Annotated in this window: 25 protein-coding genes; 14 read left to right on the top strand and 11 right to left on the bottom strand. The window is 67.6% G+C overall.

What is annotated here, in order from left to right:
- Positions 1 to 2 precede the first annotated feature (2 nt).
- The 4 genes from ABH920_RS31645 to ABH920_RS31630 are packed head-to-tail and all read left to right on the top strand — an operon-like array spanning position 3 to position 3175.
- Positions 3 to 389 (top strand): hypothetical protein, encoded by a 387-nt coding sequence (locus tag ABH920_RS31645; RefSeq protein WP_370352861.1) that lies wholly within the window; start codon positions 3 to 5, stop codon positions 387 to 389.
- Entirely contained in the window at positions 389 to 1759 is a 1371-nt protein-coding gene (locus tag ABH920_RS31640) for a hypothetical protein (RefSeq protein WP_370352860.1), read from the top strand. The genes ABH920_RS31645 and ABH920_RS31640 overlap by 1 nt, the downstream gene beginning before the upstream one ends.
- On the top strand, positions 1752 to 2429 hold the full coding sequence (locus ABH920_RS31635) for a hypothetical protein (protein WP_370352859.1): 678 nt from the start codon (positions 1752 to 1754) through the stop codon (positions 2427 to 2429). Before ABH920_RS31640 ends, ABH920_RS31635 begins: the two co-directional genes overlap by 8 nt.
- Positions 2426 to 3175, top strand: a complete 750-nt coding sequence (locus tag ABH920_RS31630; protein WP_370352858.1) for an NDP-sugar synthase — start codon at positions 2426 to 2428, stop codon at positions 3173 to 3175. Before ABH920_RS31635 ends, ABH920_RS31630 begins: the two co-directional genes overlap by 4 nt.
- Positions 3176 to 3344: 169 nt before the next feature.
- Here ABH920_RS31630 and ABH920_RS31625 read toward each other — a convergent pair whose 3' ends face one another.
- The 7 genes from ABH920_RS31625 to ABH920_RS31595 form a co-directional block, all read right to left on the bottom strand.
- The gene (locus tag ABH920_RS31625; RefSeq protein ID WP_370352857.1) at positions 3345 to 3665 is read right to left on the bottom strand and encodes a hypothetical protein; all 321 of its coding nucleotides are present in this window, start codon (positions 3663 to 3665) and stop codon (positions 3345 to 3347) included.
- 400 nt (positions 3666 to 4065) lie between these two features.
- Positions 4066 to 4257, bottom strand: coding sequence for a hypothetical protein (locus ABH920_RS31620; protein ID WP_370352856.1), 192 nt, complete (start codon positions 4255 to 4257; stop codon positions 4066 to 4068).
- Between the two features lie 237 nt (positions 4258 to 4494).
- Positions 4495 to 5850: a TIGR02679 family protein gene (locus ABH920_RS31615; protein WP_370352855.1), complete on the bottom strand. Its 1356-nt coding sequence runs from the start codon at positions 5848 to 5850 to the stop codon at positions 4495 to 4497.
- A gap of 5 nt (positions 5851 to 5855) precedes the next feature.
- Complete coding sequence (locus ABH920_RS31610; RefSeq protein ID WP_370352854.1) at positions 5856 to 10070, bottom strand: TIGR02680 family protein; 4215 nt, start codon at positions 10068 to 10070, stop codon at positions 5856 to 5858.
- On the bottom strand, positions 10067 to 11266 hold the full coding sequence (locus ABH920_RS31605; protein WP_370352920.1) for a TIGR02678 family protein: 1200 nt from the start codon (positions 11264 to 11266) through the stop codon (positions 10067 to 10069). The genes ABH920_RS31610 and ABH920_RS31605 overlap by 4 nt, the downstream gene beginning before the upstream one ends.
- A 74-nt stretch (positions 11267 to 11340) precedes the next feature.
- Positions 11341 to 12978: a TIGR02677 family protein gene (locus ABH920_RS31600; RefSeq protein WP_370352853.1), complete on the bottom strand. Its 1638-nt coding sequence runs from the start codon at positions 12976 to 12978 to the stop codon at positions 11341 to 11343.
- Between the two features lie 285 nt (positions 12979 to 13263).
- Complete coding sequence (locus tag ABH920_RS31595) at positions 13264 to 13800, bottom strand: hypothetical protein (protein WP_370352852.1); 537 nt, start codon at positions 13798 to 13800, stop codon at positions 13264 to 13266.
- Positions 13801 to 14016: 216 nt separating this feature from the next.
- Here ABH920_RS31595 and ABH920_RS31590 point away from each other — a divergent pair, with 216 nt between their 5' ends.
- Complete coding sequence (locus tag ABH920_RS31590; RefSeq protein ID WP_370352851.1) at positions 14017 to 15072, top strand: LacI family DNA-binding transcriptional regulator; 1056 nt, start codon at positions 14017 to 14019, stop codon at positions 15070 to 15072.
- Positions 15073 to 15158: 86 nt separating this feature from the next.
- On the opposite strand, the gene ABH920_RS31585 is transcribed toward ABH920_RS31590, so the two are convergent.
- Positions 15159 to 16157, bottom strand: coding sequence for a glycoside hydrolase family 11 protein (locus tag ABH920_RS31585; protein WP_370352850.1), 999 nt, complete (start codon positions 16155 to 16157; stop codon positions 15159 to 15161).
- Positions 16158 to 16514: 357 nt separating this feature from the next.
- Here ABH920_RS31585 and ABH920_RS31580 point away from each other — a divergent pair, with 357 nt between their 5' ends.
- The 6 genes from ABH920_RS31580 to ABH920_RS31555 all read left to right on the top strand — a co-directional run bounded on the left by ABH920_RS31580 (position 16515) and on the right by ABH920_RS31555 (position 20075).
- Positions 16515 to 16709 carry a hypothetical protein gene (locus ABH920_RS31580; protein WP_370352849.1) on the top strand — a complete coding sequence of 65 codons (195 nt, stop codon included), beginning with the start codon at positions 16515 to 16517 and terminating at the stop codon, positions 16707 to 16709.
- A 278-nt stretch (positions 16710 to 16987) separates the two neighbouring features.
- The gene (locus tag ABH920_RS31575) at positions 16988 to 17350 is read left to right on the top strand and encodes a hypothetical protein (RefSeq protein ID WP_370352848.1); all 363 of its coding nucleotides are present in this window, start codon (positions 16988 to 16990) and stop codon (positions 17348 to 17350) included.
- Positions 17351 to 17382: 32 nt separating this feature from the next.
- Positions 17383 to 17655 carry a cell wall-binding repeat-containing protein gene (locus ABH920_RS31570; RefSeq protein WP_370352847.1) on the top strand — a complete coding sequence of 91 codons (273 nt, stop codon included), beginning with the start codon at positions 17383 to 17385 and terminating at the stop codon, positions 17653 to 17655.
- A complete protein-coding gene (locus tag ABH920_RS31565) occupies positions 17652 to 18056 on the top strand; it encodes a cell wall-binding repeat-containing protein (protein ID WP_370352846.1) in 405 nt (134 codons plus the stop codon). The genes ABH920_RS31570 and ABH920_RS31565 overlap by 4 nt, the downstream gene beginning before the upstream one ends.
- Positions 18019 to 18195 (top strand): hypothetical protein, encoded by a 177-nt coding sequence (locus ABH920_RS31560; protein WP_370352845.1) that lies wholly within the window; start codon positions 18019 to 18021, stop codon positions 18193 to 18195. The genes ABH920_RS31565 and ABH920_RS31560 overlap by 38 nt, the downstream gene beginning before the upstream one ends.
- A gap of 506 nt (positions 18196 to 18701) precedes the next feature.
- On the top strand, positions 18702 to 20075 hold the full coding sequence (locus tag ABH920_RS31555; RefSeq protein WP_370352844.1) for a hypothetical protein: 1374 nt from the start codon (positions 18702 to 18704) through the stop codon (positions 20073 to 20075).
- A gap of 438 nt (positions 20076 to 20513) precedes the next feature.
- Here the strand turns inward: ABH920_RS31555 and ABH920_RS31550 are convergent, their stop codons facing one another.
- A complete protein-coding gene (locus ABH920_RS31550; RefSeq protein WP_370352843.1) occupies positions 20514 to 22172 on the bottom strand; it encodes a UvrD-helicase domain-containing protein in 1659 nt (552 codons plus the stop codon).
- On the bottom strand, positions 22169 to 24112 hold the full coding sequence (locus ABH920_RS31545; RefSeq protein ID WP_370352842.1) for an ATP-dependent endonuclease: 1944 nt from the start codon (positions 24110 to 24112) through the stop codon (positions 22169 to 22171). Before ABH920_RS31545 ends, ABH920_RS31550 begins: the two co-directional genes overlap by 4 nt.
- Positions 24113 to 24279: 167 nt before the next feature.
- Between ABH920_RS31545 and ABH920_RS31540 the strand changes: the two genes are divergently transcribed.
- Positions 24280 to 25902, top strand: coding sequence for an endonuclease NucS domain-containing protein (locus ABH920_RS31540; RefSeq protein ID WP_370352841.1), 1623 nt, complete (start codon positions 24280 to 24282; stop codon positions 25900 to 25902).
- 89 nt (positions 25903 to 25991) lie between these two features.
- Here the strand turns inward: ABH920_RS31540 and ABH920_RS31535 are convergent, their stop codons facing one another.
- Complete coding sequence (locus tag ABH920_RS31535) at positions 25992 to 26138, bottom strand: hypothetical protein (RefSeq protein ID WP_370352840.1); 147 nt, start codon at positions 26136 to 26138, stop codon at positions 25992 to 25994.
- Between the two features lie 250 nt (positions 26139 to 26388).
- Between ABH920_RS31535 and ABH920_RS31530 the strand changes: the two genes are divergently transcribed.
- Both ABH920_RS31530 and ABH920_RS31525 read left to right on the top strand, forming a co-directional pair.
- Positions 26389 to 26664 (top strand): hypothetical protein, encoded by a 276-nt coding sequence (locus tag ABH920_RS31530; protein WP_370352839.1) that lies wholly within the window; start codon positions 26389 to 26391, stop codon positions 26662 to 26664.
- A 6-nt stretch (positions 26665 to 26670) separates the two neighbouring features.
- Positions 26671 to 26847, top strand: a complete 177-nt coding sequence (locus ABH920_RS31525) for a hypothetical protein (protein ID WP_370352838.1) — start codon at positions 26671 to 26673, stop codon at positions 26845 to 26847.
- Positions 26848 to 26993 lie beyond the last annotated feature (146 nt).

Raw genomic sequence — 26993 nt, 5'->3', positions numbered from 1 at the left:
TGGTGCTGGTGGTACAGCAGGTGTTCACTCTGGCGGGCACCACTCTGGGTGCGGTGCTGGCGCTGCTGGCCCCGATGACGACGTCGGCGCTCTCCCGCCGTGACAAGGACCGTGACGTGCAGCGCGGGACGGCCGCCGACATCATGGCCCTCTTCGATGACGGCGCGTCGCCGACGGCGGTGTTCACCGGCCGTCAGAGCCCGCCGCGTCGGCGCCTGTACCTGCTGGCCCTGCGACTTCAGGACGCCGCCGCCCGCGAGGCGTGCATGCGATTCATCGCCAGTGCGGGGCAGTCACCTGTTGACGAGGACGCCTTGATGGAAGCATGGGAATCCATGATGGACCGGATCGGGTCCGTGTATCGGCGGGGCCGCCAGGCGGTGTCCTGATGGCCGTTGACGAGGACGTCCCGGCCGAGGTCCGGGCGGCGCAGCGCGCGCTCGGCGGGAGAAGATCCCAAGGCGCCGCTGCCGGCTCGGGGACGTTACCCGCCCACACGGATTCCAGCATGGCCATCGCTTACGCCCCGATCGGTCCGGACATCGAGGGCCTGATGCAAGAGGTGATCGCCGCTGATGTGGTCGACATCCTCGGCGTCCTGCCCTGGCCTTGTGCGGAACGGCTCATCGAGTTGGAGGGTGAGCGGACTCGCGAAGGGCTGCCGGTCATCCACCCGCGCCAAGTTCGCTATCTGACGCCCGCGCGCGACCGGATCACCCTGTACCGGCACTCCGGTGTTCTGGGGCGAGTCGTGCAGCGATGGGTCGCCGGCATCACCGGACTGCGCAACTGGCTGGCGCCGCTGTCGGACGGTCCGGAGGCACTGCAGATCTTCGAGTTCGACGACGTGTTCCTCGACTGCATCGTCTACACCCGGCGCGGACGGACGCACAGCATCACCATCATCAGCCAGCTGCCGCCGGTTCGTACGGCCGCGGCGGCCGGCGGTGCCGACGAGACCACCCTCGTCCTCTCGGCGATGCCTGCTGACCAGGTCAGCGACTTCCTGGAGTACCTGGAGTCACTGGTCGGTCGGTCCATGCCGTTGGCGCCGCGCCAGGTGTTGTGCGGCCTGGAACCGGAACCGGCCGAGCCAGCGACAACCGGCCGTGAGTTCCATCCAGTAATCACCGGATTCAACACCCAACGCAGGCCCGCCGATTCCGTGGTCCCAGCAGTGGCCGTCGCGATCTGTACGCCTACCCCGCGCGGGCCGGCCGTCTTGCTCAAACTCCGCACCCCGCGCAACTCCCGCGACGACTTCGGACTGCTGTCGCTGATCAGCGAGCGGGTGCTTGTGGAGGACCTCGCAGAGCTGCTCACCGGACCAGCCGATATGGACCTGGAGAAGGCGCTGGAGGATATGTGGCTGCGCGCCGGCCAACCGGAGACCTTCGAAGTGCCGGAGGCAGCCTTCCGACGTGCCGCCCAGCGTGATCTGTTCATGAGCTGCGGTCTGGACATCTCCGCCGACCGGCTGGACTTCCGCGGAACCTGCCTGCTGGATCGCGAAGGCGAGAACTCCTGGCTGGGCTTCTACGTCTACCGCCTGGATCTGGTGCGATCCTCGACCGCCGACGAACTGGCGCATGCCAAGAACTGGAGTCCTGACCTGCAGACCGTGCCGCTGCGGAACCTGTACGCCAGCCAGACCAGGCCCCAGCTGAATCGATTGCTGCGGCGTCGGGACGCATGGCTGCGCGAGGCCGTGTTCGGCTACCGATTCCCAGGGAACGCCAAGGGGCAGGGCGATGCCTGACGAGGCCATGGCGAACCTGCTGCGCACGACAGAAGGTGCGGACAGAAACAACCCAGTGCGTGTGGTGTCTCTCGTGTTGTTCCGCGACGATACCCGGCAAGAGGTGCTCCTTGGGGTCCGGCGCAACGTTCCGTCGATGCCCAGGCACCCCGGTGTTCTGAGCACGCCCACCGCCCGTGTTCCCGAACCCCTGTTCGCGATACTCGCCCATGAGGCCTGTCCGCGCCTGACCGAAGTTGGCATCAAGCCGAGGAGCGCGGGTAGATCCTTCCGACTCGGGACAGGCGACGTCTCGCGCCATCCTGCGGCGTTCGTGCTGGAGAGCCTCGTCGCCCGGAAAGTCGGCATCGCCGATGCCCTGGTCGGCCAGCGCTTCGAGGCTGTCGCGACCTTGGCAGCCACCGCACTGGACCTCGTCGAGGACCCGCTGGGTACCGAGACTGCCGAGTGGACCGAGATGCTGACCTACGAGGCCGTCGTCACAGCCGGGGCCAAGGAGATCCCCGAGTCGACGCAGGCGTACACCCGACTTATCTGGGCGCGGCACGATTTGGTCGTGCGCGCGATGAACGCCGGCGACGCGCTCATCGTCGACGACTCGCTGAACCCGTTCGAGGTCTGCATCGGCGGTCTGTGTATCCGCTCCGCTATACCGCTGTTGGAACGATGAGCATTGACCACAGGTGGCGAGCGCAGTCGGTCGTCGTTCTGGCCGGGGGCAGCAATACCCGGATGGAGTCGCTTCGCGGGACCATCTACAAGGCGTTCCTGCCGGTTCACGGCATGAGCTTCGTCGCCCGCCATGTCCTGCGCGCGCAGGCATATGGCATCACCACGGTCGATGTCATCGTCGATGAGCCGGACCCGGTCCTGAGTCTGCTCGCGACACCGGCCGACGAAGCGGACCGGGCCAAAGCGCCGGAGGTACGCGTCCTTGTCCACCGCGGAACCCAGGCCGAGAAGATGACCTGGTGGCACACCCACAGCGACCAGGCCCTGCCGACCCTCGTCGTTCTCGGCGATACTCTCGCGCCCGTCGATCTGGCGGCACTGTGGCACCTGGCAGCCTCCGGTCGCTTCGACAGCGCTATCGCTGTCGCCGAACTGCGGCTCCCGTTCGGATTCGTCCAGACCGCCGACGACCATGTCACGGCCTTCCACGAGCGACCGATCATCGACCTGCCCGTCAACACCGGCTACATGGTGATCGGCCGAATCCTTCTCGGCTACCTGCGCGACGGCATGGCCTTGTCGGACGCGCTCGCCAGGCTCGCCGACGAATCGCTCCTGGGGTGCCTGGCCTGCCCGGGACCGATGATCACCGCCGACTCGATCGAGAGCCTGACCGCAGCCCATGCATACCTCGGCCGCGAAGCCACCCCCGAGGACTCACAGGCACAGTCGGGACTGCCGTGAACGCCAGCCACCCACATGGGGTGCTTCGCACCACCCGAGCCGCGGGAGCCGCCCCGCAGGGGCGGGGGCGCGCGTCGTGAGGCGAAAGCTCTTGGTCACGCTTAAGGAACCCGAAAGGCGGGCGCTCTCGTAGCTGGTTGGCTGGGTTGTCGGATGAGGTCTGGAGAGCTCAGAAATGAGGCCCTCGTGCTTTGTCGGGATGGTTACGGCACCGGTCGGCCGTGACCAGCGCGATGACGATGGCCGCCTCGGGCCCGATCATGCCGCCGCCGACGAGCGCGGCGAGCAGTGCGACGTCCGGCTTGCACGGCTCGGAGGTCCGGTCCAAGGCTGATGTGGAGAGGCGGCTGGGGCGCGAAACAGGTCGAGCCCGTCCGGTGACGTAGCGAATCGCGGGAGTCGAGGCCGCGTACCAGTTCCACGCACGACGGACGGCGGCCCACATGGCGCGGGCCACCACCAGCGAAGCGTCAGCGATCTTGTGCACCATTCAGATCATGCTGGGCTCCTGGTCAAAACCACGCGAGCGTGGGGATGGCGGGTGAGGCGTGTCGTGATTGCCACGCATGAGCACGGCTGCGGCTGGGCAACCGAGTGGCCGAACCGTGGCTGGTGCGGACGGCCATTTATGATCAAACGAGAACTGCCAGGTCAGTATGCCTGACCTGGCAGTTCTTCGACTGTGCGCACGGAGGTGCTTCATGCTGCGGCGCAGCGGAGACTCCACGTTCCTTGACTCCGACTCTCGTTGATCGTGGCGGAGACTGCCAGTCGGTGCTGGGACGCGCGTTCCCGGACCGTTCCCGGACTCTGCCGCGTTGTGTCACCTCGTAGCGATCCATACGGACACGAATTCGAACCCAAGACTGGACCCTCGCGGAACGCTCGTACTATGCGTCCTGTATCTCGCGCTCGGAAGCGTCGACGTGAGCGAGGCCGAAACTGTAGTCCGGCCCCTTGACGGTAGCGGCGTCGGCCCCAGCAGCCAGCAGGTACTCGGCCAACGTGGACAAGAGCATGTCCGAACAAGTCTCCAGCTTCGAAACGCTGCTCTGGTCCCGGCCGGAGATCGCGGCGTTCATCTCAGTTCAGTAGTCTCGTCCTCCGCGCCCGGCGGTTCGGTCAGCGCGCGCATCACGGCCACCTCACTCAAGACCAACCGGCGCTTGAGCGCGGCCTGTTCGTCGCCTTCGGCAGCGGACTCGGCCAGTTGGGCAGGCCGCTCCTGGAACTCTGCGGGCCCATGTATGTATGCCCACAACCCCCGTATGCATCCAACTGCCTATGTCTGGCGCCGCAGCTCAGCCGCTCCGTCGCCGTCAGCGTTCTCCGCGAGCGAGGTCGTCCAGGAGCTCGCCCACGACATGCTCCTCCTCGACGCGGACGGCGTTGGTCTCGAGGTGGTGGCGCAGGTCGGGATCCCAAGGCGTGTCCGGGGACGACGGCGCTGCCAGCGGACTGCCGAGGCCGCGCGCGGCGGCGTCGAGGTAAGCCCGACTGTCGTAGCGCCAGGGGGCGGCGGGGATGCCCGCGCGAGCGGCGAGGGCGAAGACCTGGACGGCGATGCGGAATCCGCCCGGGTCGAAGTCGCCGTGGTAGCGGAGTCGTGCTCCCCGGTCCAGAAGCCAGCGGAGCAGGCGGGTGGCGGCGACCGAGGGGGTGCCCTCGAGGCACACCAGCGGCAGGCACTCGGCGCTGAACGCGTCGGCCGCTGCCGAGACCACCGCCGGGTTCTCGCAGACGCTCACCGTCTGCCCGGACAGGTCGGCGTGGCCTGCGGGCAGCCCCCGCAGCTGGCGGAGAGTCAGCGTCAGCGGTTCGCCGTCGGCCGCGGCCAGCTGTAGCACGCGTGACAGGATGCTGTCATCGCCGGGCGGCGTCGGGATGTTGAGGACCAGGACGCGCGACGACAGGTCGTCGGTGGCGACGCCGACGCCCGCCCAGGCGGCGCGACGACCCTCGGCGTGCGCGGTGTCGGCGGCGGTCAGTCCCGACAGGGAGCGGATCGCGGACAGGATGAGGGCGCTCAGCGGGCGGCCGTCGTCCAGCGCGTGCGCGTCGCCGACGGCGCCGGCGGCGAGGATCGGGCGGACGGTGCCGGAGTGCGGCAGCGCGGACAGTACGCGTGCGGACTGCTCGGCCAGGCCGAGAGCCGCATCAGGGGTCGGAGCATGTCGCTTGAGCAGGCCGGTCGCCCGGGCGTGACGCAGCCACGGCGCCAGTTCGGGACGGTCGGCGGCCAGGCGCTCCAGCGGTTCGTGGGCGGAGTCCCAAGCCGTACGGTCGGCGGCCGCGGTCTCGTGCCGGACCGGGATCGGGCCGCGCAGGGCGGTGACCGCGGCGGCGAGGCCGTCCGGGCTGATCCGGGAGTCGCAGAGCACTGTCTCAACGTCGCCGAGCCTGATCGTCAGGGTCCTGCCGCGGCCGGGCGGCCGGCCGAGCAGGCGTTCGGCGGCGCGGCGCTGCTCCGGGCTGGGGTCGGTCAGCGCCGCGGTGCCCTCGGCGGCCGGGGTGCCGGCTGCGAGCCGTTCGGCGACCCGGTCGACCAGCCAGGCGAGTTCCGGTGCGCCGAGCAGGCGGCGCAGGCGGTCGTGGTCCACGTGGTCCATGTGGTCCACGTGGTCCATGTGGTCCACGTGGTCCACATGGTTGGCGGGGACGTCGGGGGCCGCCATGCGGATCAGGTGTAGAACAGGGGCTGGTCGGGGCCCGTCGGGGCCCCTGCGTCGCGGGCACGCTGCGGCGGCAGATACGGCTCCGGCCGCGGCAACCGCAGACGGTCGCGTCCGTCCCAGCGCCACGGCGTGACCAGGACCGCGTCCACGCCCTCGGTTCGGGCCAACTGGGCGATCCCGATGCCCGGCACAGTCGGATAGCACGCCCACTCCCGCTCGGACGTCATGACGACGTCCAGGTCGAACGCCGCCAGCAGCCCGAGGCACTTGGCACGCGAGTCGTCGTCCACCCCCGCGAACGCCTCGTCCAGGGCGATCAGCCGCGGTGCGTGCGGATGTCCGGACGAGTAGTGCGACGACGCGGCGGCGAACAGCGGAACGGACGCGGCCAGGACCCGCTCCCCGCCGGACGCGGGACCGGCGGCCGACGTCCAGGCGCCGTCGGTGCGGCGCTGGATGCCGAACTCGTGCCAGGCGCGGTAGTCGAACGCGCGGGTGAGCTGGTCGTGCCAGGTGTCGGCGGGGTTGGCGGCACGGTCGTCGGTGATGCGCCGGGCCAGGAAGTCACCCACGGCCGTGCGGTCGGCCGGGCTCCACGCGTCGACGGCCTTGCGCAGCAGTCGCGTCCGGATCGCCTCCAGCCCGTCGGGCGCGCCTTTGGCGGTGCGCCAGACCAGGCGCAGGGCCATGCCGGTGGAGGTGGGGCGGGCCTCCAAGTCGTCGTTCATGGACTGGACCGTCGCCTCGGCTTCGGTGATCAGTTCCTGGAGGGCTCCGGCCACCTCGCCGACGAGGTGGTTCTCCAGCAGTTCGCGCTCCTTCGCGGACAGCAGGCGGGTGCGCTGGGCGACCTCGGCGTCCAAAGCAGCGGTCAAGGACGGGACGTCCTGGGTACGGCCGGCGAACAGGACGTCGACGACCATGAGGCCGTCCTGCAGGGTCATGCCGACCTGGTGGCCGTGGCGGGCCAGGGCTCCGGAAAGCTCCTGCTGTTCGCGGGAGACGCGGGCCTGGACGCGTTCCCACGCGCCGTCGGAGTCGTCGACCGCCGCCAGAGCCGCGTCGATCGCGCGGGCGAGCGCGACGGCCGGGGCCGGGACCCAGGCCTCGGCGGGGTCGGGGTGTTCGAGATCGGGCAGCGCGGCGGTGAGCAGGCCGGTGGCGGCGAAGCGCCGCAGGAGGGTGATGGCTTCGTCACGCAGGCTCGTTGCCTCGGTGATGTCGGTCTCGAGCTGGAGCCGGCGGCCCTCGGCGCGTTCCCGGTCTTTGAGCGCCTGCTCACGACGGCTGCTGACGACCTTGGTGGCAGCCGATGCGGTGGCCAGCTCGACGCGGACGGCCTCGAGCCGCCGGTAGAGCTCCTCGACCGCGGCTCCCGAGGTCGCCACCAGGGTGCGGTGCTCCTCGGCGGCGGCCTCGGCGTCGTGGCGGGCCGCGAGTCCGGCCTCGTCGGCTTCGGCCAGTCGGGCGGCGGCGAGGCGACGCTCCTGCTCGGCCACGGCGGCCTCGGCGGCGGCACGCGCGGCGGCGGTCACCGCGGGCCACAGCCCCGACAGGCTGTGGCGATACTCGGCGAGGGCTTCGGCGACCGTCTCCAGGGCAGGCGCCTCGGCCGGCAGGCGGGTGTCCTCGGCGAACGCCAGGACCGCCGCCACACTGTCGGCGGCGGTCTCGGCCGCCGGCTCCACGGCGGCGAGGGCTTCGGCGCGCGCCGCGGCCGCCTCCCGCGCGGCTGCGGCGTGTGCGGTCGCGAGGGTGTGCGCCTCGCGGAGTGCGGCGTCGGACGGCTGTTCCCTCATCTCGCCCGCGAGCGCGTCCAGCCGCGCGGCGATGGTGTGGACCTCGCCGGTGAGAGCCGCGATCTCGGCCGTCAACCGGGCGGCCTGCCCGGCGAGTTCGGCGAGGCGGGCCCGGCGGGCGGTCTCGCGGGAACCCTCGCCGATGTAGCGGGCTGATTCCTTCTGCCAGGCGCCGCGCAGCACGCCGACCCGGAACCGGCCGTCCGGGCTGATCCAGGTGTGATGACCGGGCTCCGCAGCCCCCGCCTGGACGCTTCCGATCCCCGCGAGTATCGCCGCGACGGCCTCCTCGTCCAACGTGGCGGCCTGCGGATCGGCGGAGTCGATCGCGGGACGGAGGGCGGCGGCCAGACTCGGGTCCGGAGCGGCGGCGGTCGGCGCGACGACCACATCGCCGGTGACGTCGTCGAGGAGCCGGCCGTCCGGGGCGAGCCACGCGTCCAGCAGGCCCGAAGCCTCCAGCGCCGCCTCCAGGCCGGCGCGGTCGGCGGCCGTGACGTCGTCCAGGTAGTCGACGACCTTCCACAGCGGCGCGCCAGGCCGGGCCGACCGGGCGTCGGCGGCGCGGGTGTGGGGCTTCGGCGGCGCGTCGTGGCCGCCCTGCTCCAGGCGCGCGATCTCGGCCGCGAGCGCCGAGTGCTCAGCCTCGGCGCGCGTCCGACGTCCGTCGACCTCCGCGACGCGGCGGTTCAGGTGCGCGGCGTGGACGCGGCCGGCCTCCTCGACGCGCCGGGCAAACGGGTTCGGGCCGTCGAGTGTCGTCACCCACAGACCCAGCTCGGACACGGCCGCGTCGCGGTCGGGCAGGGCAGTCTCGACGCAGTGCGCGCTCCAGGACTCCCAGGCGGCGACCAGGGATTCGCCCCGTGCGGCGACGGCGTCGGACGAGGCGGCGGCGCGCTCGGCGGCGGCAGTCGCCTCACGCGCGGCACGTTCGGCGGCGGCACGCGCGGCGGAGAGCGAACGCGCGGCCGTCTCAGAAGCCTGGTGCAGCGTCCGCAGCCCGCTGATCGCCTGCTGCCGGTCGCGGATGAGTGCGTCGCCGGACCGGCGCGCCGCGGCGACGGCGGCCTCGGCGACCGTCACCTCCGGCGTTTCACGCGACGGGACAGACCGAGCGTTCGGGTCCGAAGCGACCGACGCGGTGACGAGCGCTGATCGGAGCGCGCCGTGGTCGACGCCGGCCGCCTGTCCGGCGGCGTCGGCTTCGCCGTGCCGGGCGTCGACGTCGGCCGCGTCGGACTCGGCGCGCTGCTGCGCCTGCCCGGCACGGGCCGTCCAGTTGTCCGCGTCCCGTACCGCGCGGCGGCGGTCCTCCTCACGTGTCCGCACGACGCCGGCGAGGGTTTCGGCGACCTTTGCCAGGCGGTCGATCTCGCGGGCTGTGTCCATGGCCGGGTCGCGGTTGTACGCGTCCTTCTGCGCGGTGAGCAGCGTCTGGCGTTCGTCGAGCTCGGCCAGCTCACCGTCAGCGGCAACGACTGCGGCGTGCGCCAGTTCGCGGGCGGTGGTCGCCGCGCCGAGGTCCCGCCCCAGCTGCTCGTACCGGCTGTGCGACTGCCTGACGCCGGCGGCGGTGCGCTTGGCGGCGACCTGGGCGTAGCGGCGGTAGTGGGCGAGGAACGCGGTTGCCGCGCCGTGCGCCTCGACGAGGGCGGCCAGCGCGTCGCGCTCGTCCTGCAGGCCGCGGAACGCCTCGGCGATCTCACCGACGAGGCCGTCGGCCAGCGGCGGCAGCGCTTCGGTGAGCGCCCTGGACAGCAGCTTCTCGTCGGGCTTCTTCGACAGCTGCGGCTGGCGCAGCTGGATCAGCAGGTTGACGAGTGCTTCGTAGCGTTCGGCCCCGAGGCCGAACAGCGCCTCGTCCACCGCCCGGCGATAGGCCTTGGCAGTGGTGAACACCGCGTGTGCGCCGACCCTCTCCTCCAGGGCCTTGCGGGAATAGGAGACGCGGTGCTCGTTGCGCAGCGGGAGATCGGGGCCGACGCGCTCGTCGGTGACGAAGAACCAGTGGTCGGCGATGCCGCGTCCCTTGACCGCCTTCAGCCCGCACCCGATGGTCCGGTACTGCGGCACGCCGTTCTCGTCGAGACGGCCGAACTCCAGCCAGGTGTAGCCCAGCCGCTCGTCGTTGGGGTGCTTGCCGCCCAGCAGCAGGTTCCACTCCATGCGCTTGGCGCGGTCGCCGTCCGGTTCGACGCGGGACGGGGTCAGCTCCCCGTCCAGCAGGAACGGCAGCGTGAGGGCGAGGACTTTGGACTTCCCGGTGCCGTTGTTGCCGCGGAGCAACAGCCGTCCGTCGTGGAAGCGGAATTCCTCGGCGTCGTAGTAGAACACGTCGACCAGACCCGCGCGCAGCGGCTGCCACCGGCCGCGGGAAGGGGACGGGAGATCGGTCGGTTCGGCTGTCACGGTCCTCACGCGCGGGTTCCGGTCTTCTTGATCGTCGGGTCGGTCATGGCGTAGCGCATCAACGCGGAGCGCGGATGGATCCGCACTTCGCCGCGGTCGTCGAGGACGCGGATCACCAGGTTCAGGGCCTCGAGCTTGGCGACCGCCTGCTCGGCCAGGTCGGCGGCGGCCGCGGGTTCGACTGCCGTCTTGCGCCAATACGACGCGTGGAGCTTGGCTTGAGTCTGAACGAAGCCGATCAGTTCCGGGACGGTCGGGGCCTTGCCGTCGGTGGCGAGCTTGGTGGCGATCAACAAGGTGACGTGTCCGTCGGTGCCCTGCTCGGGCATGCGGACGTCGGTGAGCGCGTCATCGGGGTCGACCATGGCGATGCCCTCGGCACGCATCTCCGGGATCAGCCCGGTGAGGTCGGTGATCCGGCGGGTGATGGCGACGCGCTGGTTGGCGAGGTAGGCGCGTTCGGGCTCGGTGAGATCGGCGTAGTAGACGACCGGATCGTCCAGCAGGCGGCGGGTCATCGCGTGCCGCAGCGCGCGCAGCCGCAGGTCGTCGGTGTCCGGGACCGGTTCGGCGGCGAGCGCCGTCAGCCGCTGTTCGAACGCCGTCTCGGTGACGGTCGAAGCACTGCGCGAGGTGGCCAGGAGCCCGCCGGTGACCTGCCGGTCGAGGTCGTAGAGCACGTCGTTTCCGCCGTCGGCGACGAACGCCTCCTCATCACCCTGGACCCGGGCCAGTACTCCCCAGGACAGCAGGAGCCTGACGACGGCGACCAGATCGGCGCGTTCCTCGCGGCGCTCCATGGCGAACGTGATCCCGGCCTCGGCCAGGGCCGGGTCGGCGGCGCCGGTGAGGACGCCTTCGGCCAGGCGGCCCAGGGTCGTCTGCGACTCCGACCGCTCCAGGGCGGCCAGGGCCAGGCAGAGCAAGACGTATCGGCGGCGCGTGAACGGGACCTTGGTCTTCGGCGCTCGGGCCGGGCGGGTGCTGTCGTCGAGGGCGGCGGGCTTCTTGAACAGCCGGGCCGTCTCGGCGTCCACGGTCAGTCGCCAGCCGGTCTGGTCGGCGAACCAGCCGGCCAGTTCGGCGGCGTGCTTGCGGACCAGGCGGAAGTCGTCGTCGCGGGCGGTCAGCAGCGGCGAGGCGAGCAGGGCCCGTGCCGCCCGGCGACGCTCGACGTCGTGGTCGGACGGCTGGTGGAATGCCATCGGACCGGGCCCGGCCGGCTCCGGGTCGCCCAGCGGTTCGTCCGCCGTTTCGACCACCGTGTCGCCCATGGCGCTCATCGGACCGCCACCGGACGCGCGGTCAGGTCGATGATCTCCACCACGTGCTCCGGCCCGGACAGGACGCCGTCCTCGGTCGGTATCGCGACGATCGTCCCCGCGTCCACCAGCTTCAACCGGATCTCCATCGTGCCGTCGCCGCTGGTGGCCGTCGTGGTGGCGATGCCGGGACGGCGCGCCGCCAGCGCGTCGCCGAGCACGGACAGAAACAGGCGGAAGGCACGCGGGTCCAGACCTTCGTCTCCGGCGAGCTCGGACAACAGGACGGGCCCGTCGGTCGCCAGCAGCCGCCGCGCCTCGGCGATCTCGGCGGCCTCGCGCTCGGCCCGCTCGGCGAGCTGTCGACGTCCCTGCTCGCGATCGACGGCCCTGTTCGGAGCGCCGCGCCGCTCGTAGGATCCGGTCTCGCGCAGGCGCGGGCTGATCAGCAGCGGCGCGGCGGCGGCCCACGGCGTGCCCGGCGGATATTCGGCCTGTTCCCACGTGTCCTCGGTGTCGGAGTCCACGGTCAGGTGCCGGGCCGGAGCCAGGGCGAACGCCGCGCGCCACAGCCGGTGTGCGGCGGCGTCGTCCGGGGCCTGGGCGAAGAAGCGGGCCAGCGTGCGGAAGTCCGCCGACCGGTCTGACCGTCCTCCGCGCCGCTCGTTGAGTGCGGCGACCGTGTTCACCAGGTTCGTGATGCCGCTGACGGCCGCGTTGCGCAGCAGCCGGGCCTGCGAGGGACGGCGGGTTCCGGAGCTGACGAACCACTCACGCAGGCCGCGCCAGCGGTTCTCCCAGTCGCGGGTCGCTGCCTGTACAGCCGTGGCGTGGGCGTGGGCGACCCCGGCGTCCGCTCCATCAGTTCGGTCGGTGTCGGGAATGGCGTCGACGGCGTCCCGACGAGCCGCCGCCTCCAGGATCCGCGCTATGCCGGCCGTCTCGATCCGCTCGATGAGCCCGGCGATCTGGGCTCCGCGGTTGGCCAGGTCGGCGATGAACTTGTCGATGTACTCGATCAGCCGGTCCTTGTAGGCCAGGAACGCTTCCTCATCCCCGTCACCGTCACTGAAGTCGACGGTGCGCCGAAGCGAGGACATGAACGCCTCGGCGTTGTCGGCCAGACCGGTGAAGCGCTCGGTGAGGGCGAACAACAGCAGACCGACCGTGGCCTGGTCCGGCGCGTCGGCGGCCTCGGCGTGGAGCGCTAGCGCGGACAACTGCTCGGCGATGTCGGCCAACGCGACCGTCTGCAGCCGCCCACGCTGCCCGAGGGCCTGCTCGTAGTGCTCGATCGCCGCCAGCGCCGCCTGCCCGTGCCGGGTGAGCTGGTAGATCCTCCGGGCCCGGTTGAAGTCCTCGACCGTGGTCACCCGCCCGGTGTCGGCGTCCGAGCGGAGGTTGCCCCACTCGACCAGCTTGTCCAGGGCCTGGACCAGCTGCTCGACCGTAGGTCGGACCGCATCGGCGCGGCCACCGTCCAGTGCGCCGGGAGCACCGGGCCAGTCCGACAGGACATCCTCGGGCCGGAGGTGGACGGTAAAACGCTGCTTGGCCAGGGCGAACACGTCCAGGATGCCGGCGTAGAGCGGCGCGTTCGGGGTGCCGAGGTAGGCGAAGGGCTGTGGCGGCGGCACGTCGGTCACGTATGCCATTGTGGCAGTTCGTGCTGGACCATCTGATCCAAATGGGTGAAACCAGGCCACAGCCACTCCGGGCGCGGCGAATTCGCGTCACGCACCAAATGTCGTGGCAGCCGTCGCGACGCCCCATACGCCGTCCGGATCATCGGCGGCAATTTGGCCAATCCGCTTGGCCGCGCATGATCCGGTGGCATCATCGGGATCTGTGCCGGCGTGTCGAGCCGTGTCCGCCTTGATACGGAAACGCAGGACGCCCGCCTGCGTCTGTGGGATGAGAGGCTGGTGGCGCTCGCGGAACTACTCGGCCGCGGCCTCGATGAGCGCCAGGATTCGTCGCTGGTTGCGCAGGCCGTCCGGTGCGTCGGACTCGGGGTCCACAAGCATCCAGCCGTGGCCGTCCCCGACGAAGGACTTGAAGTCGAATAGCTGCCGCCGATAGCGGTCCTCGGCCTCCGGCAGGTCGCGCAGATGCGCCAGCGGTGCCCAGGACGACGGCTCGCCCGCCAGCCGCCAGCATGCGGCGTGCAGCGCCATCCGGTCGTCGCCTTCCCCGTCGAACAGGTCGGCGCTGAAGAGTTGTCCCGCCGGACTCTCCAAGTCGCCATCGTGCACGATCCCTGAGACGGTCGGCATAAAGAGTGCGTCGCCGTCGATCCGCAGCCCCAGTGCGTCGCGCAGCCAGGCGTGTTCGGCTTCGAAGGCGATGATCGGGTCGCACGCGTCGTCGCCGTCGCCGCGCCAGATATGGAAGTAGTCGCCGACCTCGGCCGGAACGTAGTGGTCCTGCTGGACCGGTAGACCGCACACCTGGCAGTACGTAGCGAAGACGGCCATACTCTCAACCCCCACGGAGACGGCGCCCCTGCGGGGCCGGCGCTGAAAGCCTCACGGTATCGGCCTGGTCCGACTGCGCGCCGCCGGACCGAACGGATTCGCCGGAGACGACGTCTTGGAGCGACCACGACCAGTCCGGGGTGTGGGAGCAAGACATCGAGGGCTGATCCGCTGCTACTCTGACCGAAATTTTCGGTGAAGACGGGTGATGTTTCGATGGCGTCTCACAAGCTGCGGAACGGTCCGGACCCGGTCTCGCCGACCGCCACCATCGCGGCCATCGCCGAGGAGGTCGGCGTATCGGTGGCGACCGTTTCGAAGGTGCTCAACGGCCGTGCCGACGTCGCGGCTCAGACCCGGGCCAGGGTCGAGGAGAGTCTGGAACGGCACCGCTACCGCCGGCGCGCCAAGAAGAAGCCGGTCGGCACCGGGCAGATCGACCTGGTCTTCCACGAGTTCGACTCGGCGTGGGCGATGGAGATCATCCGGGGTGTGGAGGCGGTGACCGAACCGGACGGGGTCGATGTGGTCCTGTCGCAACTGGGCGGCGCGCACCATCCGCCGCAGCACTGGCTGGACGCGGTCCTGTCGCGGCGGCCGCTCGGAGTGCTGTTCGTCCTGTGCAGCCCGACCCAGGTGCAGCAGGAGCGGCTGCGGCGCCAGGACATCCCGTTCGTGGTGGTCGACACCGACAGCGCCACCACGGCCTCGGTGCCCACGGTCGGCTCCAACAACTGGAACGGCGGCCTGCTCGCGACCCGCCATCTGCTGGCGCTCGGCCACCGCCGGGTCGGCATCATCTCAGGGCCCGCAGACGTGCTGTGCAGCCGTGCCCGCCTGGCCGGGTTCCGCGCCGCGCATGAAGAGGCGGGCATGGAGATCGACCCGGACCTGATCCGCTACGGCACCTTCCACCTCGACGCCGGATACCAGCACGGTCTGGCGCTGCTCGACCGCGCCGACCGGCCGACCGCCGTGTTCGCCGGCTCCGACATGCAGGCCCTGGGAGTACTGCGCGCGGCACGGCAACTCGGCATCGACGTACCGCGCGGGTTATCGGTGATCGGCTACGACAACCTGGAGGTCGCCGCCTGGACCGATCCGGCGCTGACCACCATCGACCAACCGATAAGGGACATGGCCGGGACGGCCGCGCACATGGTCCTGGACCTGGCCCGCGGCCAGGTCCTGCGCACCAGCCGGATCGACCTGGTCACCGAGCTTGTGGTGCGGGAGAGCACAGCGCCGCCGGCGGCTGGGCTCAGTCCGTGACCGCGGGCTGTCCGGCGAGGTCACCGCGATTCGCGAGACCTCGCCGGAGCCGGGCCGGTGTCCTTCTCGTTGTGTTTCTCGATGCGCTACGAGGTACTACAGGACACTGATGGCCATGTCCATTGGCCGTTCGGACTTATCGTGACGCCCCAGTTGTTGCCGCTCCCGTTCGGTTTGGCGACCATCACGTACTGGCTGGGCCATGTGGCGCTGACGTTCCACGTGCTGTAGACGACAGCGGGCGAGACGAGGTTCATCGTCACTGTCCAGTTGCTGGAGCCGGTGACGGCGACGTTGAGGTTGTACCAGTTGCTCCCCTGCGAGCCGGCCGACAGGGTCGCTGTGCAGCCGCCACCGCCACCGCCTCCGCCGCCTCCGCCACCGGAGCTCACCGAGACGTTGGAGCTACCGCTGCCACCGCCCCAGGCCTCCGTGGCGAGGATCTGGTAGTTGAGCGTGCCCAGGTTCATCCCGTGGCTGGCCCACGCGTTGAAGAAGTTGGACACGGTGATGGTGCCGCTGGACACCGGCGACGTCCGGATAGCCAGGTACTGCTCGAAGGTGGCGGTGCCCTGGATGGAGGGCTGGTTCACCTGCTGGTGCTCGTAGATGTTGAACGTGCCACCGTCACTGGTGACCTGTCCCATGTAGGTGCCGGCCGTGGGCGGCGAACCGACGTAGTTCTCCATGACGTAGTACTCGACCAGCGGACCGGTCGACCAGCCGTACAGCGACACGAGCGAGGTGCCTCCGGAGGCGTTCAGGCTGCCGGTGAACGACTTCGTCGACGTGTCGCCGGGGTTCCAGCTCACGCCGGCGACGAAGTCGCCGATCCCGCTCCAACTGGAGCTGTAGCTGTTTCCCGAGCTCATGTTGATACAGGCCGACCCTTGGCCACTACTCCACATCTGGTAGTAGTAACCGCCGTTGTTGCCAGTCTGGTTCGAGCAGATACTCGTCGCCGCAGACGCCGGGCCGGACGGCATCACCGTGGCCAGGAACAAGGCGACGGCGGCGCCGATGAGCAGCCGGAGCCGGAGCCGGCGGCTCCGGCGGGTTCCGGGGAGACGTGGGTTGCCGGACATGCGAAATGCGCCTCCTAGCTGTGATGGAGTCGCCGAGCGGTGGCGACCGGGATCAGGTCGCTGAGACCTATCGGCAGTGTTGAATCTCGGCGAACCGCCGTCAATGAGTTTCGGAAATGTTTCGAAGAACCACAGCACGTCGTCGCCGTCGATAGACCACGCTATGGCCGTAGTACTGCGGCCCCAACAGGGGAAACGGGCGAATAACCGCTGCGATGATCGAGCCTCGGCTCGCCACTTATCGCCGAAACTTTCGGCCGCCACGACGACCTCGGTGTCCGGTGGAAGCCAGCAGATCAGGTTGCGGTGCTTCGCCGGGTGCGCCCGAACCCGAGGCTCGCCCGGTAGGACGGGGCCGTGCGCGCGGCGTTGTCCAAGACCCTGCCCAAGGCACTGCGCGGCCAACGGATCATCGGGCCGGGCACGCTCGGGACCGCTCTTGTCGGCGCCGGGATGGGCGTCTTCGCGGCGCCCGCCGCACTCGCCGCCTCTCTCGGCGACGACAGTGGCGTCATCGCCATCGCCGGGCAGGCTGCGTCCGCGAACGGCTAGGGACAGGACCAACTGGAGTCGATGCGTCCGGACGGTACCGGCGACCGGGTTTGGCGGCCCGCGGCGGTGGCGGTGATGCACGACAGCATGCTCTCGATTCAGTACTCGCCCGACGGAAACCAGTTCCTGCTGTCGGGAAGTGCGGCGTCTGGCTCGTCAACGCCGACGGTTCGGACGCGCGGCGGGTCCTGACCTATCCGAGCCGCGTCGACTTCATGACCTGGGGTGCCGACAGCGCACACGTGGTCTTCGTGGCCGATACACCACAGGGTGACACCATGACGTCCGCGTCCACAGTCGTAGAGTCCCAGATCGACGGTGCGGGTCAGCGTCCGCCGTTCATCGCCACCGGGCTGGTCGGTAACTACCTGCGCGTCGCGAGCAATGCCCCCGACGGGAACCACTTGGTCGTCAACGATCTCCAGGACCTGTCTGGTATGTATGTCGCCTCTACGACATCGCCCACGCGGACCCTCGTCGGCGAGCTCAATGGCACGATGCAGCCGGTGTGGTCGCCCGATGGTGCGCGGATCGCCGCCGCCATGGGTAACGGGCAGATAGAGATCGGACCGCCGGGTTCGACGCAGACGCCGATTCGGTTGAACACTCCGGCGGCGCCTACGGCATCTCCTGGCAGCTGACGAACGCCCAGTCAGTACCGACGCCACAGCCGATGGTGGACCGTGTTGGCGGGCAGGACCACGTCGACACCGCCGTCGACGCCCTCGCTGGCAGCGCTCTGGCTGGAGAGAAGCGCGGTCCGCTCCTGCTGACGCCGCGCGACTCGCGCGACACGCGCGATCTTGCCGAGCTGCACCGCACGCTGCCGCGCGGGGCGACGGTGTACCTGCTCGGCGGAACCGACGCGTTGTCGGCGAACGTCCAGAACCAGGTCACGGCTGCCGGGTTCGTGCCGAAGCGGCTTCAGGGCGCCACCGCTACGTGACCAGCGTCGCGATCGTCGACGAGATCACCACGCGCCCGCGAAAGATCCTCGTCGTCACTGGTGCCGATTATCCCGACGCGTTGGGCGCCGGAGCCGTCGCCGCGACGCAGACGGACTCTGTCGTGATCCTGACACCGCCGCATGTGGATGGTCCCGACAACTCCGATCCGTCCGTAGCCCGCTACTTCGCCACCACGATGCCCGCGAATCCGGCCGCATACGTGACCGGCGTCGGCGGCCAGGTCGATTGGACCCAGGGCAGCTGGGTCCCGGTTCGCTTCAACCAGGTCGCGGGCGTGGACCGATTCCAGACGGCGGCCAAACTGTTGTCCCTCCTGGGCCGACGCGCTGGCCGGCGCCGCCGTGGCCGGAGCCCACGGCGGCGGTCTGGTCCTGGCTGACGGGGCATCGGTGCCGCCCGGCGAGCTCGCAGCTGTCGGGTCACCGACCAAGGCCATCGTGTTCGGAGGGACAGCGGCAGTTCCCCAAAGCGCAGTCACGGCACTGACCTCCGCGACCGGACGCACGGGCTGGGTCTAGTAGCTGAACCGGTCTACGCCGACCCTCCAATAGGGGACGGCGAGTCTGGCGTTGTAGGCGGCCGCAAAAGGAGTCTCCAGAGGCGCCGGAGTATGACGCGGAAGACCTCGACTGAGACAAGAAGTGAGACCGGCCCCGGAACAGGGCACGCAAAAGCCCCTCCACTTGCGATGGCGGAGGGGCTTTGACCTGCGGTTCATGTGCCTAACATGAGTGCGCACGAAGGGATTCGAACCCCTAACCTTCTAATCCGTAGGGCATTAATATAAGGCATCTGTCAACACTCACGCCTCTGCTTCGTGATGGGTATTGCCGCTTTGTCCAGAACGTAAACCCCTGAAGGCGCCAGATGGGTCGGGAGATGTCATGCGTTGTCACGACGTCCGCCCCCACACCACACCGGATCGAGTGCGGCAGGCCCGATGATAACTGGCGCTGAGCGTTTCCTTCTCTGCATCGCCCGAACTGCCATGCAAGCGACTATGAGTTCTGCGACTATCGGATCCGTGAAGACCGTCGCTGCAACCGTCGCCGATTGGCGAAACTCGCTACCTTCTGTAGCGGCCCCAACGGCGCTTAGCGCAGAACCTGCGTACTTGCTGTCTACGCCGTGGGCCAGATTTCTCAACGCGAACCGACATCTTCTGCCCCAGCCGGCCTACGACGAGTTCTATGAGTCTCAGGGCTCCGCAACTAACTCGCGCGGCAAACCGCGTCAGAGGCGCGGCGACCACGTGCTAGTGATCAACAACTTCCTGCGGAGCGCGTGGTGCCCCGCCACAAACGAAGACTTCGAGACGGTCACGTCCCTTCTTTCCGAGGCGTGGGAGACGTACCGGTCGCTCTCAAGCTCCTTGACTGACATCGGCAGCAGCCGCCCAATGTGGAAGATCAACCCTGGCCACTCCGACGATGAGCAGAGCCGCTTCTATAGGGAGATGACGCGCAGCGAGCGAGCCGCTGCTTGGGTCGCCGATGAGTACGTATCCGTCGGCTTCGGAGACGTTACCGAAGATCTATACGGCAGATCTTGGGAGTCCGTTAAGGCGGCGGGTCTGGAAAGGGGGCGGAGTGTCTCAGAGTCCAGCAGCCTCAACAGCTTTCTCAACATCATGGCGCCCGGCGATCTTGTCGTCTTCCGCACTGCCGCAATCGGTACTTCGCCCGGCGAGATCTGGATCGGTCGTGTTGGTGCCTACTACCGTGCCACCACAGACCATCGGCATCGTCGCCGCGTCCAATGGCTTGGTCGCCTCGTTCGCGACAAGGACGACCGCGACATGGAACGTGCCACCTTCCTGCGCGGAACCATGGCCTCCATAAAGGACAAGGCCCAGGAAGACAACGTCAGCTTCTACACCACGGTCGTCGACCGCTTCGCACTACACGACGAGTTCACCGCCGCCCGTCGCCCCCTCGGCCGGGTCGCCGAACCTGTCAAAGCCGACTATCTCCCAAACGGCGGCAGACTTGCTTTGGGCGCCCCCGAAGCTACAGTCACCGCGACCAATCTCCACAATGAGACCCAGAACGCCCTCCTCACCTGGCTCCGCTCACAGTTCGGCAAGGACACGGTCCAGACCTTCGACAGAGCCCTCGGTTGGAAGGCCGAGGTGGACCTTCTCCTCGAGGAGGACGAGCGGATCACCATCATCGAGGTCAAGTCCCTCCAGGACGGCAACGACTTGGCTCAGTTGCGCTACGGCCTAGGCCAGACGCTCGACTACATGGATCGGTACCGCTCAGACGGGCGCGATGTGCACGGTGTCCTGTGGCTCTCATCCGAACCTGAAGACTGCGCACGCTGGCAGCAGCTGTGCGGTAGCTGCGACATCCAGTTGGGCTGGCCTGGCACAGAGAACGATGCGTTCCAGCGATAACCGCCCGGCCTGCGCTGGACACGTGGCTCTAACAAGATTTTTGTGACGAGCGCTGAAGTCGCGAGGCCATCGCCAGCTTGATCAGCAGCGGAGCTGTGCGGGTGCCGATTATCCATCCCATGCAGGTCAGGCAGCCTGCTCGTACTCGTGCAGGATTCCGCCGAGTCGGTCGCGTCTTCGCACGTTCAGGTCGACGGCTTGCCGACGGAGCGGAGGTGATCATGCGTATCTCGGGGGCAGTGTGCGGCACCCGGGTGGCGCACTCCAGGTTCCAGAACACAGGCCCTCCTGACATCGTCGAACTGAATGTGCAAAGACGCGACCGACTCGGCGGCATCCTGCATGAGTACGAACACACAGCCTGACCTGCATGGGTGAGAATCGGCCGCCACAGCGCTGCTGTTGACGGCCTCCGGAGCGTTGAGGGGTGAAACAATTCTAGGTTTCGTGGGCGAAATCCAAGAACGGTTGGTACGGCGTACGCCACTCGTCCCATCTCCCAGCGAATCCCTCTGGTCGAGCGCGGCGCTGTGTGTGCGTCAATACGAGATGCTGCTTAGCGCGGGAAATCGCGACGAAGAACTCGGACGTCGCCACGATGGGCGTGCTCCAGAAGAGCTGCTCCTCGACCCCGAGGACGACAACCTTCTCGAACTCCAGGCCCTTGCACTTGTGAATGGTCAAGAACCGAATAGCGTCCATCTCTGAAAGGTGTCGGAGGGCTTGGATGGCGTCCCCATCAACAGCAAGCTCCCGCTCGAAAACGACTAGCGTATGCTCGATCAGGTCAGCCAGCCGAGTGCCCTGTTGATACCCGGTTGACAACGAGGTCAGCACCGGCTGTGGCACCAGTTGCAGGAACTCGTTAACGAGAGACCTCCATGCCTCAGGCTCTCCGCCCTTAAACGTGGCGCAACGTACGGTCGCTCGGGCCTGGCCCAGCATCCGCTTCAACTGGCCGTTGAAGCGTGATGCTTCTTCCTCGGATGCGCTGGACCGCTTAGTGATCCTCATGAGTTCGGTATATGCGTCGGGTTGTCTGTCATCGGCGATTACGCGGATGAAGTTGAATACCAGCGCAACTATTGGCTCTACAATGAGGTCTTGGCTCTCTTGCTCATTGCGAAAGGGAATGCTACGGCCTGCGAGTTCATGGCCGAGGGCTGCCGCGACCAGGTGCGGCTGTTGGCGCACCAGGATGGCAATCTCGGTAGGTGTCGTACCTTTGCGGAGCCAGCCGCCGATGAGCTCCGCAACAGCTTGCGCCTCGTCGTGTTCGGTATCGAAGGCGAGCACTTCGATGACGCCGTCATCTCCGACCGGCTCCTCGTCGGGACTGACCGCCCCTGGGTCCATCTGAGCGATCATTCGGTTCTGCATCCGTCGCAGTCGTGGCGCCGAACGGAAGTTCTGATACAGCGGTAGCGGTCGGGCTGAGAAGTCGCCGGCGAAAGTCTGTAGGACTCCGTCCAGTGCGCCAGCCCAAGCCATGATCCGCTGCTTGGTGTCGCCTACGGCAGTCAGGACGGCCGTTGAGTGGCCGAATGCCGCCTTGATCAGCTGATACTGCTGCTTGGTGCAGTCCTGGAACTCGTCGAGGAAGACGTGGCTGTATGTCTGGCGGATCCCTCCTCGAGCGTAGGCGTTGGCCTCGACGATCTCCAACGCCAGCGGCACGAGGTCGGCAAAGGTGATCTGCTTGGCTTGGATTCGCGTGTCAGGAGCGATCTGGTAGTCGGGGTCAAGGGCGTTGTATCCGGTCAATGCGGGCCGGAAATTGTCGATCACGCGCTTAGCGAAGGCGTGGAAAGTGAAGCTATCGAACCTGGAAGCGAGCCGCGGGCCTGAGCGACGGCGAACTCGCTCGCGCAGGTTGCGGGCGGCGTCGACCTTGAATGAGACAGCCAGGATCCTGCGCGGGTAGGGGCACTGTCCGGTGCGCAGCAGGAAGTCCGCCCGTTGGGCGAGAAGCTCAGTCTTGCCGGCTCCTGGTCCAGCGGAGACGACCACGTTTTTGTCCATCAACGTGACGGCCGACATCGCGTTTGGCTCGAGGCTGAGGCCGTCTACCGGCTGCCACAGATCGGGGGAGATCATTCCGGAAGCTCCGCTAGCTTCGTACGCACGTGCTTGACTAGTCGCGAGAGTACGTCGGGGAGGTTCATCAGCAACTGCTCGTCATTCAGGCCAGCGAGGGCAGCGAGGTGCGCAGCAGGCTTGCTTCCGAGATCGAATATGGCGTGGTAGTCATCGAAGAGCGCCCGGATTTCCTCGGGGAGGCGGTCTTCGTTCGCGTGGCTCTTCCCGAGTACAGCCACGATGGTGCTCTCGTCAGGCTCCGTTGACTCGCCCGGCACAGCAGGACTGACACCGTAGGCTTCGGGATAGGCGGTCAGCAGCATCAGGTCGAGGTCGACTGGGTGGGAGAAGAAGACCCCTTCTCGCTCCAGCGCCTCGATAGGGCCGTACCGGTGGTCCACCAGAGCTGGGAAGTAGTGAGCTTCATTCCACTTGGGGATTCTACTGACTTGTTGTTCCGTGAAGCTGTTCGGACGGACTGCGTTTGTCTGCTTCAGGGCGTTGCGCACCCGTCCCCAGCCGCCCTGGTAGCGGCCGGCGTCGAGGTCGAGAAGTGTCACGTGCGGGATCTGCAGCTCGTTTAGGAGGCGCCAGAAATGGTTGACATGCCGACCACCCAGGGGTACCACTGACACGGATGCGTCGTCTTCGGTGATGCCGACGGCCGCCAGAATACGTGGCAGGACCACCTGCTCACTGTCGCCCTCACCCAGCACGACGAGCCGAGAAAAGTACAGCTTGGGGTAGGCCTGTACAGCTTCCCGTACGTACTTGGCGGCCAGCTCTTCCCCCTCGGGCAGGACGATCCGGCGGACGGCCGTCTCCCTGTCTGTGTTTAGCCGTAGGAAGCAGATCGAGCGGGGATCGACGCGCCGGAGGAGTGTGGGCGCATGCGTGGCGATGAGGGATTGCACGTCGCCGTGTGCGCACGCACCACGTAGTTGGCGGATGACTCGGCCGAGGTACTGCGGCGCGAGACTGTTCTCGGGCTCCTCAAGCGCGATAACGGTGTGCACGGGCGGGCGTAGGCGGTCGGCGTCGACGGAGGTCTCCTCGCCCTTGAGGACTCGCCGAGCCAGGGACTGCCAGGCAAGCACGAGCGAGATGTAAAGCAAGGACTTCTGTCCGTCGCTGAGCCGCTCGTACGGCAGCGGTGGTCCATCGTGTGTGGGTGAGAAGCTCACGGTGAGCAGGCGCAACACACCCTCCAGCTCGCCTCGCCCGAAGGCGATCGACGGATCCCTGAAGTACGTGCCGTGGTGCAGCCGGTGCCACTCGTCGGTCAGACGAAGGCCAATGCTCGCTACTGTGGTGTTCGCGACGAGCGATGCGGTGATCTGAGCCGTGAGGTCGCTCAGTGTCTCGCGTTCCGTGGTCCAGTCAGCGGCTCGCAGAGCGCGTCCGATGAGCGATGCCGTCGTGTACGAGACATGGTCGGCAGGATCCCGACGAGCCGGAAGGTAGTACACCTCGATGTGCCCACGGTCATACCGGGACATGTCGGCGCAGCGAGTCGGCTCACCCTTTCCGTCTTCCTCCAGCACGTACTCGATCCTCTCGTCGATGACGCCATCTGGCGCCAGCGACGCTGTCAACCGCACACGGGTCCGCGGAACCCCGTTAGCGGTGGTGATCGCCATATGAGAGAAATTCGGTGGGACCGACGCATGCTGCCCGTCGGTTCCTGCTTCCGGGAACTCGACATCCACCTCTAGCCACAACGTCGGCTCCCAGGCCTCCAAATTTCCTGCGGATTGGTCGACGGGCACATGGAAGTCCTCAAGGCGGATCTTGCGCTGGGCCTCTAGCGGGCTGAACACCCGGGACAGGGCCTGAAGGACAGCGGTCTTGCCTGAGCCGTTTGGACCGAGGACATATGTCAGTTCATCGAGGTCGATTGCCGTCGGTTTCGGACCGAAGGACTGGAAGTTGCTCAGCCGCAACGTCGTGATCTTCACTGGCTCCGCTCCCCTTGATTGCTGCATCGACCCAGCCGCAGGATATCGGTGAGCTAACCTCAGTGACTCAGGGTTCGCAATTCCCTATTTCATACACTCGGTGTGTCCGTTATGTCGGTTTCGGCACGCGATCTCAGCCGTCAGGGCTCTGTCGTAGTCTTCAGCACATGCCTGTGCCATCGGAACTGGAACTCCGTGATCGTCTGGTACGGAACCTGGATGTGATCGAACCAGGCCTCAAGCCGGTCCGCTATGGGGAATATCCGCTGCCGAACAGCAACGGAACGCGTGGGAGCATCGACATCCTGGCCCGTGACCGACACGGGATGTGGGTCGTGATCGAGCTCAAGCGCTCGAAGGCAGCTTCCCGGCAGGCGCTCCACGAGGTGATGAAGTACGCCGAGCTCCTGTGCAGCGAAAAGCACCTCCCGGCTGATCGCATCAGGACGATCGTCGTGTCTACTGAGTGGTCGGAGTTGTTGGTCCCGACGAGTAGCGCCGCCCGCGACTGGAGCTATGACCTGCGCGGCTATCATCTGCGACTGGATGAGGAAGGCGCGATCGTTGGGGCTGAGCGCGTAGAGTTCTTGGAAGCCTCTTTCGAGCACTGGGTCTCGCCGATCCACATGCTGTTCTTCTTCGACAGTGCTGACCAGCGCGATCAGATGTGGGATCACATCGTCTGGTGGGCGTCCCAATTCGACGCCCCCGACCTGGTAGCGGCTGACTTCGATCGCGTCGCGCGGAAGGAGATCATCCCCAGGCCTTTCGGTCTGTACCTGGCGGTCGGTGTCGTTGATCCTGCGCAGGCGTCGGACGATCTCTTGGTCGGATATGACGGGCCGGAGCCGTTCGCCGAGGAGTACCCCGCCGAGTATCTCCTTCTGTGCAAGATCTGTAATGGCACTGCGGGCGCGGATCATGATCTGGAGGGTGCAGTACCTGGGCTGCTTCGGAACATCGCGGCGGACTCGTCGTGGAAGATCCAAGGCTACCGCGTCTCCGGGGCATTCCAGGCCATGGAGGATCTCAGCGACACCGATCTGTTCCTGGCTCTCAGCGGAGACGCTCACGGGGACAGCCAGATCATCTTCACGGGCTCGGCGAACCCGCAGATGGCGACGCGCTGGAAGGGATTCCTGAGACAGACCGAGAACAGCCTGGCCGGAAACGAAACGTGGGAGATTCTCGTGCGCGGTTGGCTGAACGACGCCGCAGCGCGCGTTGGCGACGGCGATGTATGGCTTCACGTTTACAACCCGTGTGATCTGTTGGAGGCTCTCGTGTTCGCGTGGCCTGACAAAGTCGGCAAGTACCTACCGAACCTGGCCGCCGGGACACATCCCAAGGCTGGTGATGGTACTTTCGCGCGCGGGACGCTGTGCTGGACCCGCCAGACCCCCTGGAACTTTGCGGACGCCGTGCGCCTGGTCTATCAGGACCCCCAGTACTGGTCGGCGACTCGTTACGGCGGCATCACCTGGCAACATGACCTTGATCTGCTGGACTTGCTAGGTCTGGAATATGTGCTCCTCGACCAGATAGGCGTCACACCTCACGAGGCCAGCGTCGACAACGAGCACCGCATCTGGACCGTCCAGAACAGCAGCGCTGTCGTCCACTCGTCCAGGACTCATCCATCTGAATACTCGGAGACGTTCCGCCGACTGGCTCAGGACCGGCATATCATTTCGATCATGCAGTACCTGAAACATAACAGCGAGTACGTCGACATTGTGGTTCAGGAGTACCGCGAATTCGTCTCCATCTTGGATCCCGAGCGGCTTTGACGCGGTCCGTGATCGGGCTCGGTACCAGGAACCAACCAGCCGAGGCAAACCTGTTCGGGCCTGCCCCGGTTGATCGAAGGCACCGACTGTCAGATCTCCTTGATGGAAGCCACAGTGATACTTGAGCCGCCGAGCACGTAGTCGAGCTGGAGCAAGGCGACTTGCGCGAAGGTCGGGAGACTCGCGGCGGTGACCGGCTGGCCGTCTTTCCACTTGATCGCCAGGCAGATGTTCACCGGAACGAAGCCGGGATCGACCGCGATGGCGCCGCCCGATGCCTCCCGGACGCGGTCGCTGAACAGCCTGCGGGCGTCTGCCTCATTGAAGATCCACCATCCTGAAATGGCTGGTCAAGTGTCTGTTGTTTCAGGGTTCGTGGGTGATCGCGGTGGTGGCGGGCGGGTGTCTCAGCTGTAGATCGTCCGTCAGAGTGGTTCCTGACGGTTCCGGCGCGCGGCTTTCGCCACGCTTCCTACGCTCGTGGTCATGTCGGATGCTGTGATGCTGGAGCGGATCGCCGCTCGTCGTGCCGAGCTGGATCTGTTGGAGGAGCAGCTGGTCAAGCAGCTGGCCGAGGTGCGTGGTGAGCGGGACGAGTTGGTGGTGGCCGAACGGGTCGTCCAGCGGATCAGCGAGCAGGGCTTCGGGGAATACCTGTCGCTCGCGCCGGCGCCGGAGGCGCAGGTGGGCGGGCGATCGGTACTGCTGATCCCCACCCGCGGCGCCGGCATCGGCCCCGAGGCGCTTCCGGATGACTACTAACGCATCATGGCGATCATGCGCGACGCAGCCGGGCCGGTCGCGGTCAAGGAGGTCGGCTCGGTGCTGGGTCCGCCGGTCGACGTGCGGGGCAAGCTAGAGCCGCTGCGCGCGAAGATGTACAAGCTTGCTGACCGGGGCTGGCTGTGCAAGCTCGGCGACGGCCGGTTCGCTATCGCGTTCTGAGAGCAGCCGGGCACCCCTTACGGCTGCGGGATCAATCACCGATCCTGAAACCGTCGTTGATCTGTGTGGGAACGATGGCTGCCGGCTTGCGGGCGGCGGCGTCCCGGGGTGCCGGGCGACGCTTCAGGCCCCGGGACGGGGTCCCA

The sequence above is a fragment of the Catenulispora sp. EB89 genome (assembly GCF_041261445.1).
GTDB lineage: Bacteria > Actinomycetota > Actinomycetes > Streptomycetales > Catenulisporaceae > Catenulispora.
The sequence above is the reverse complement of the archived record's forward strand: the minus strand, read 5'-3'. Positions and strand labels throughout refer to the sequence as shown.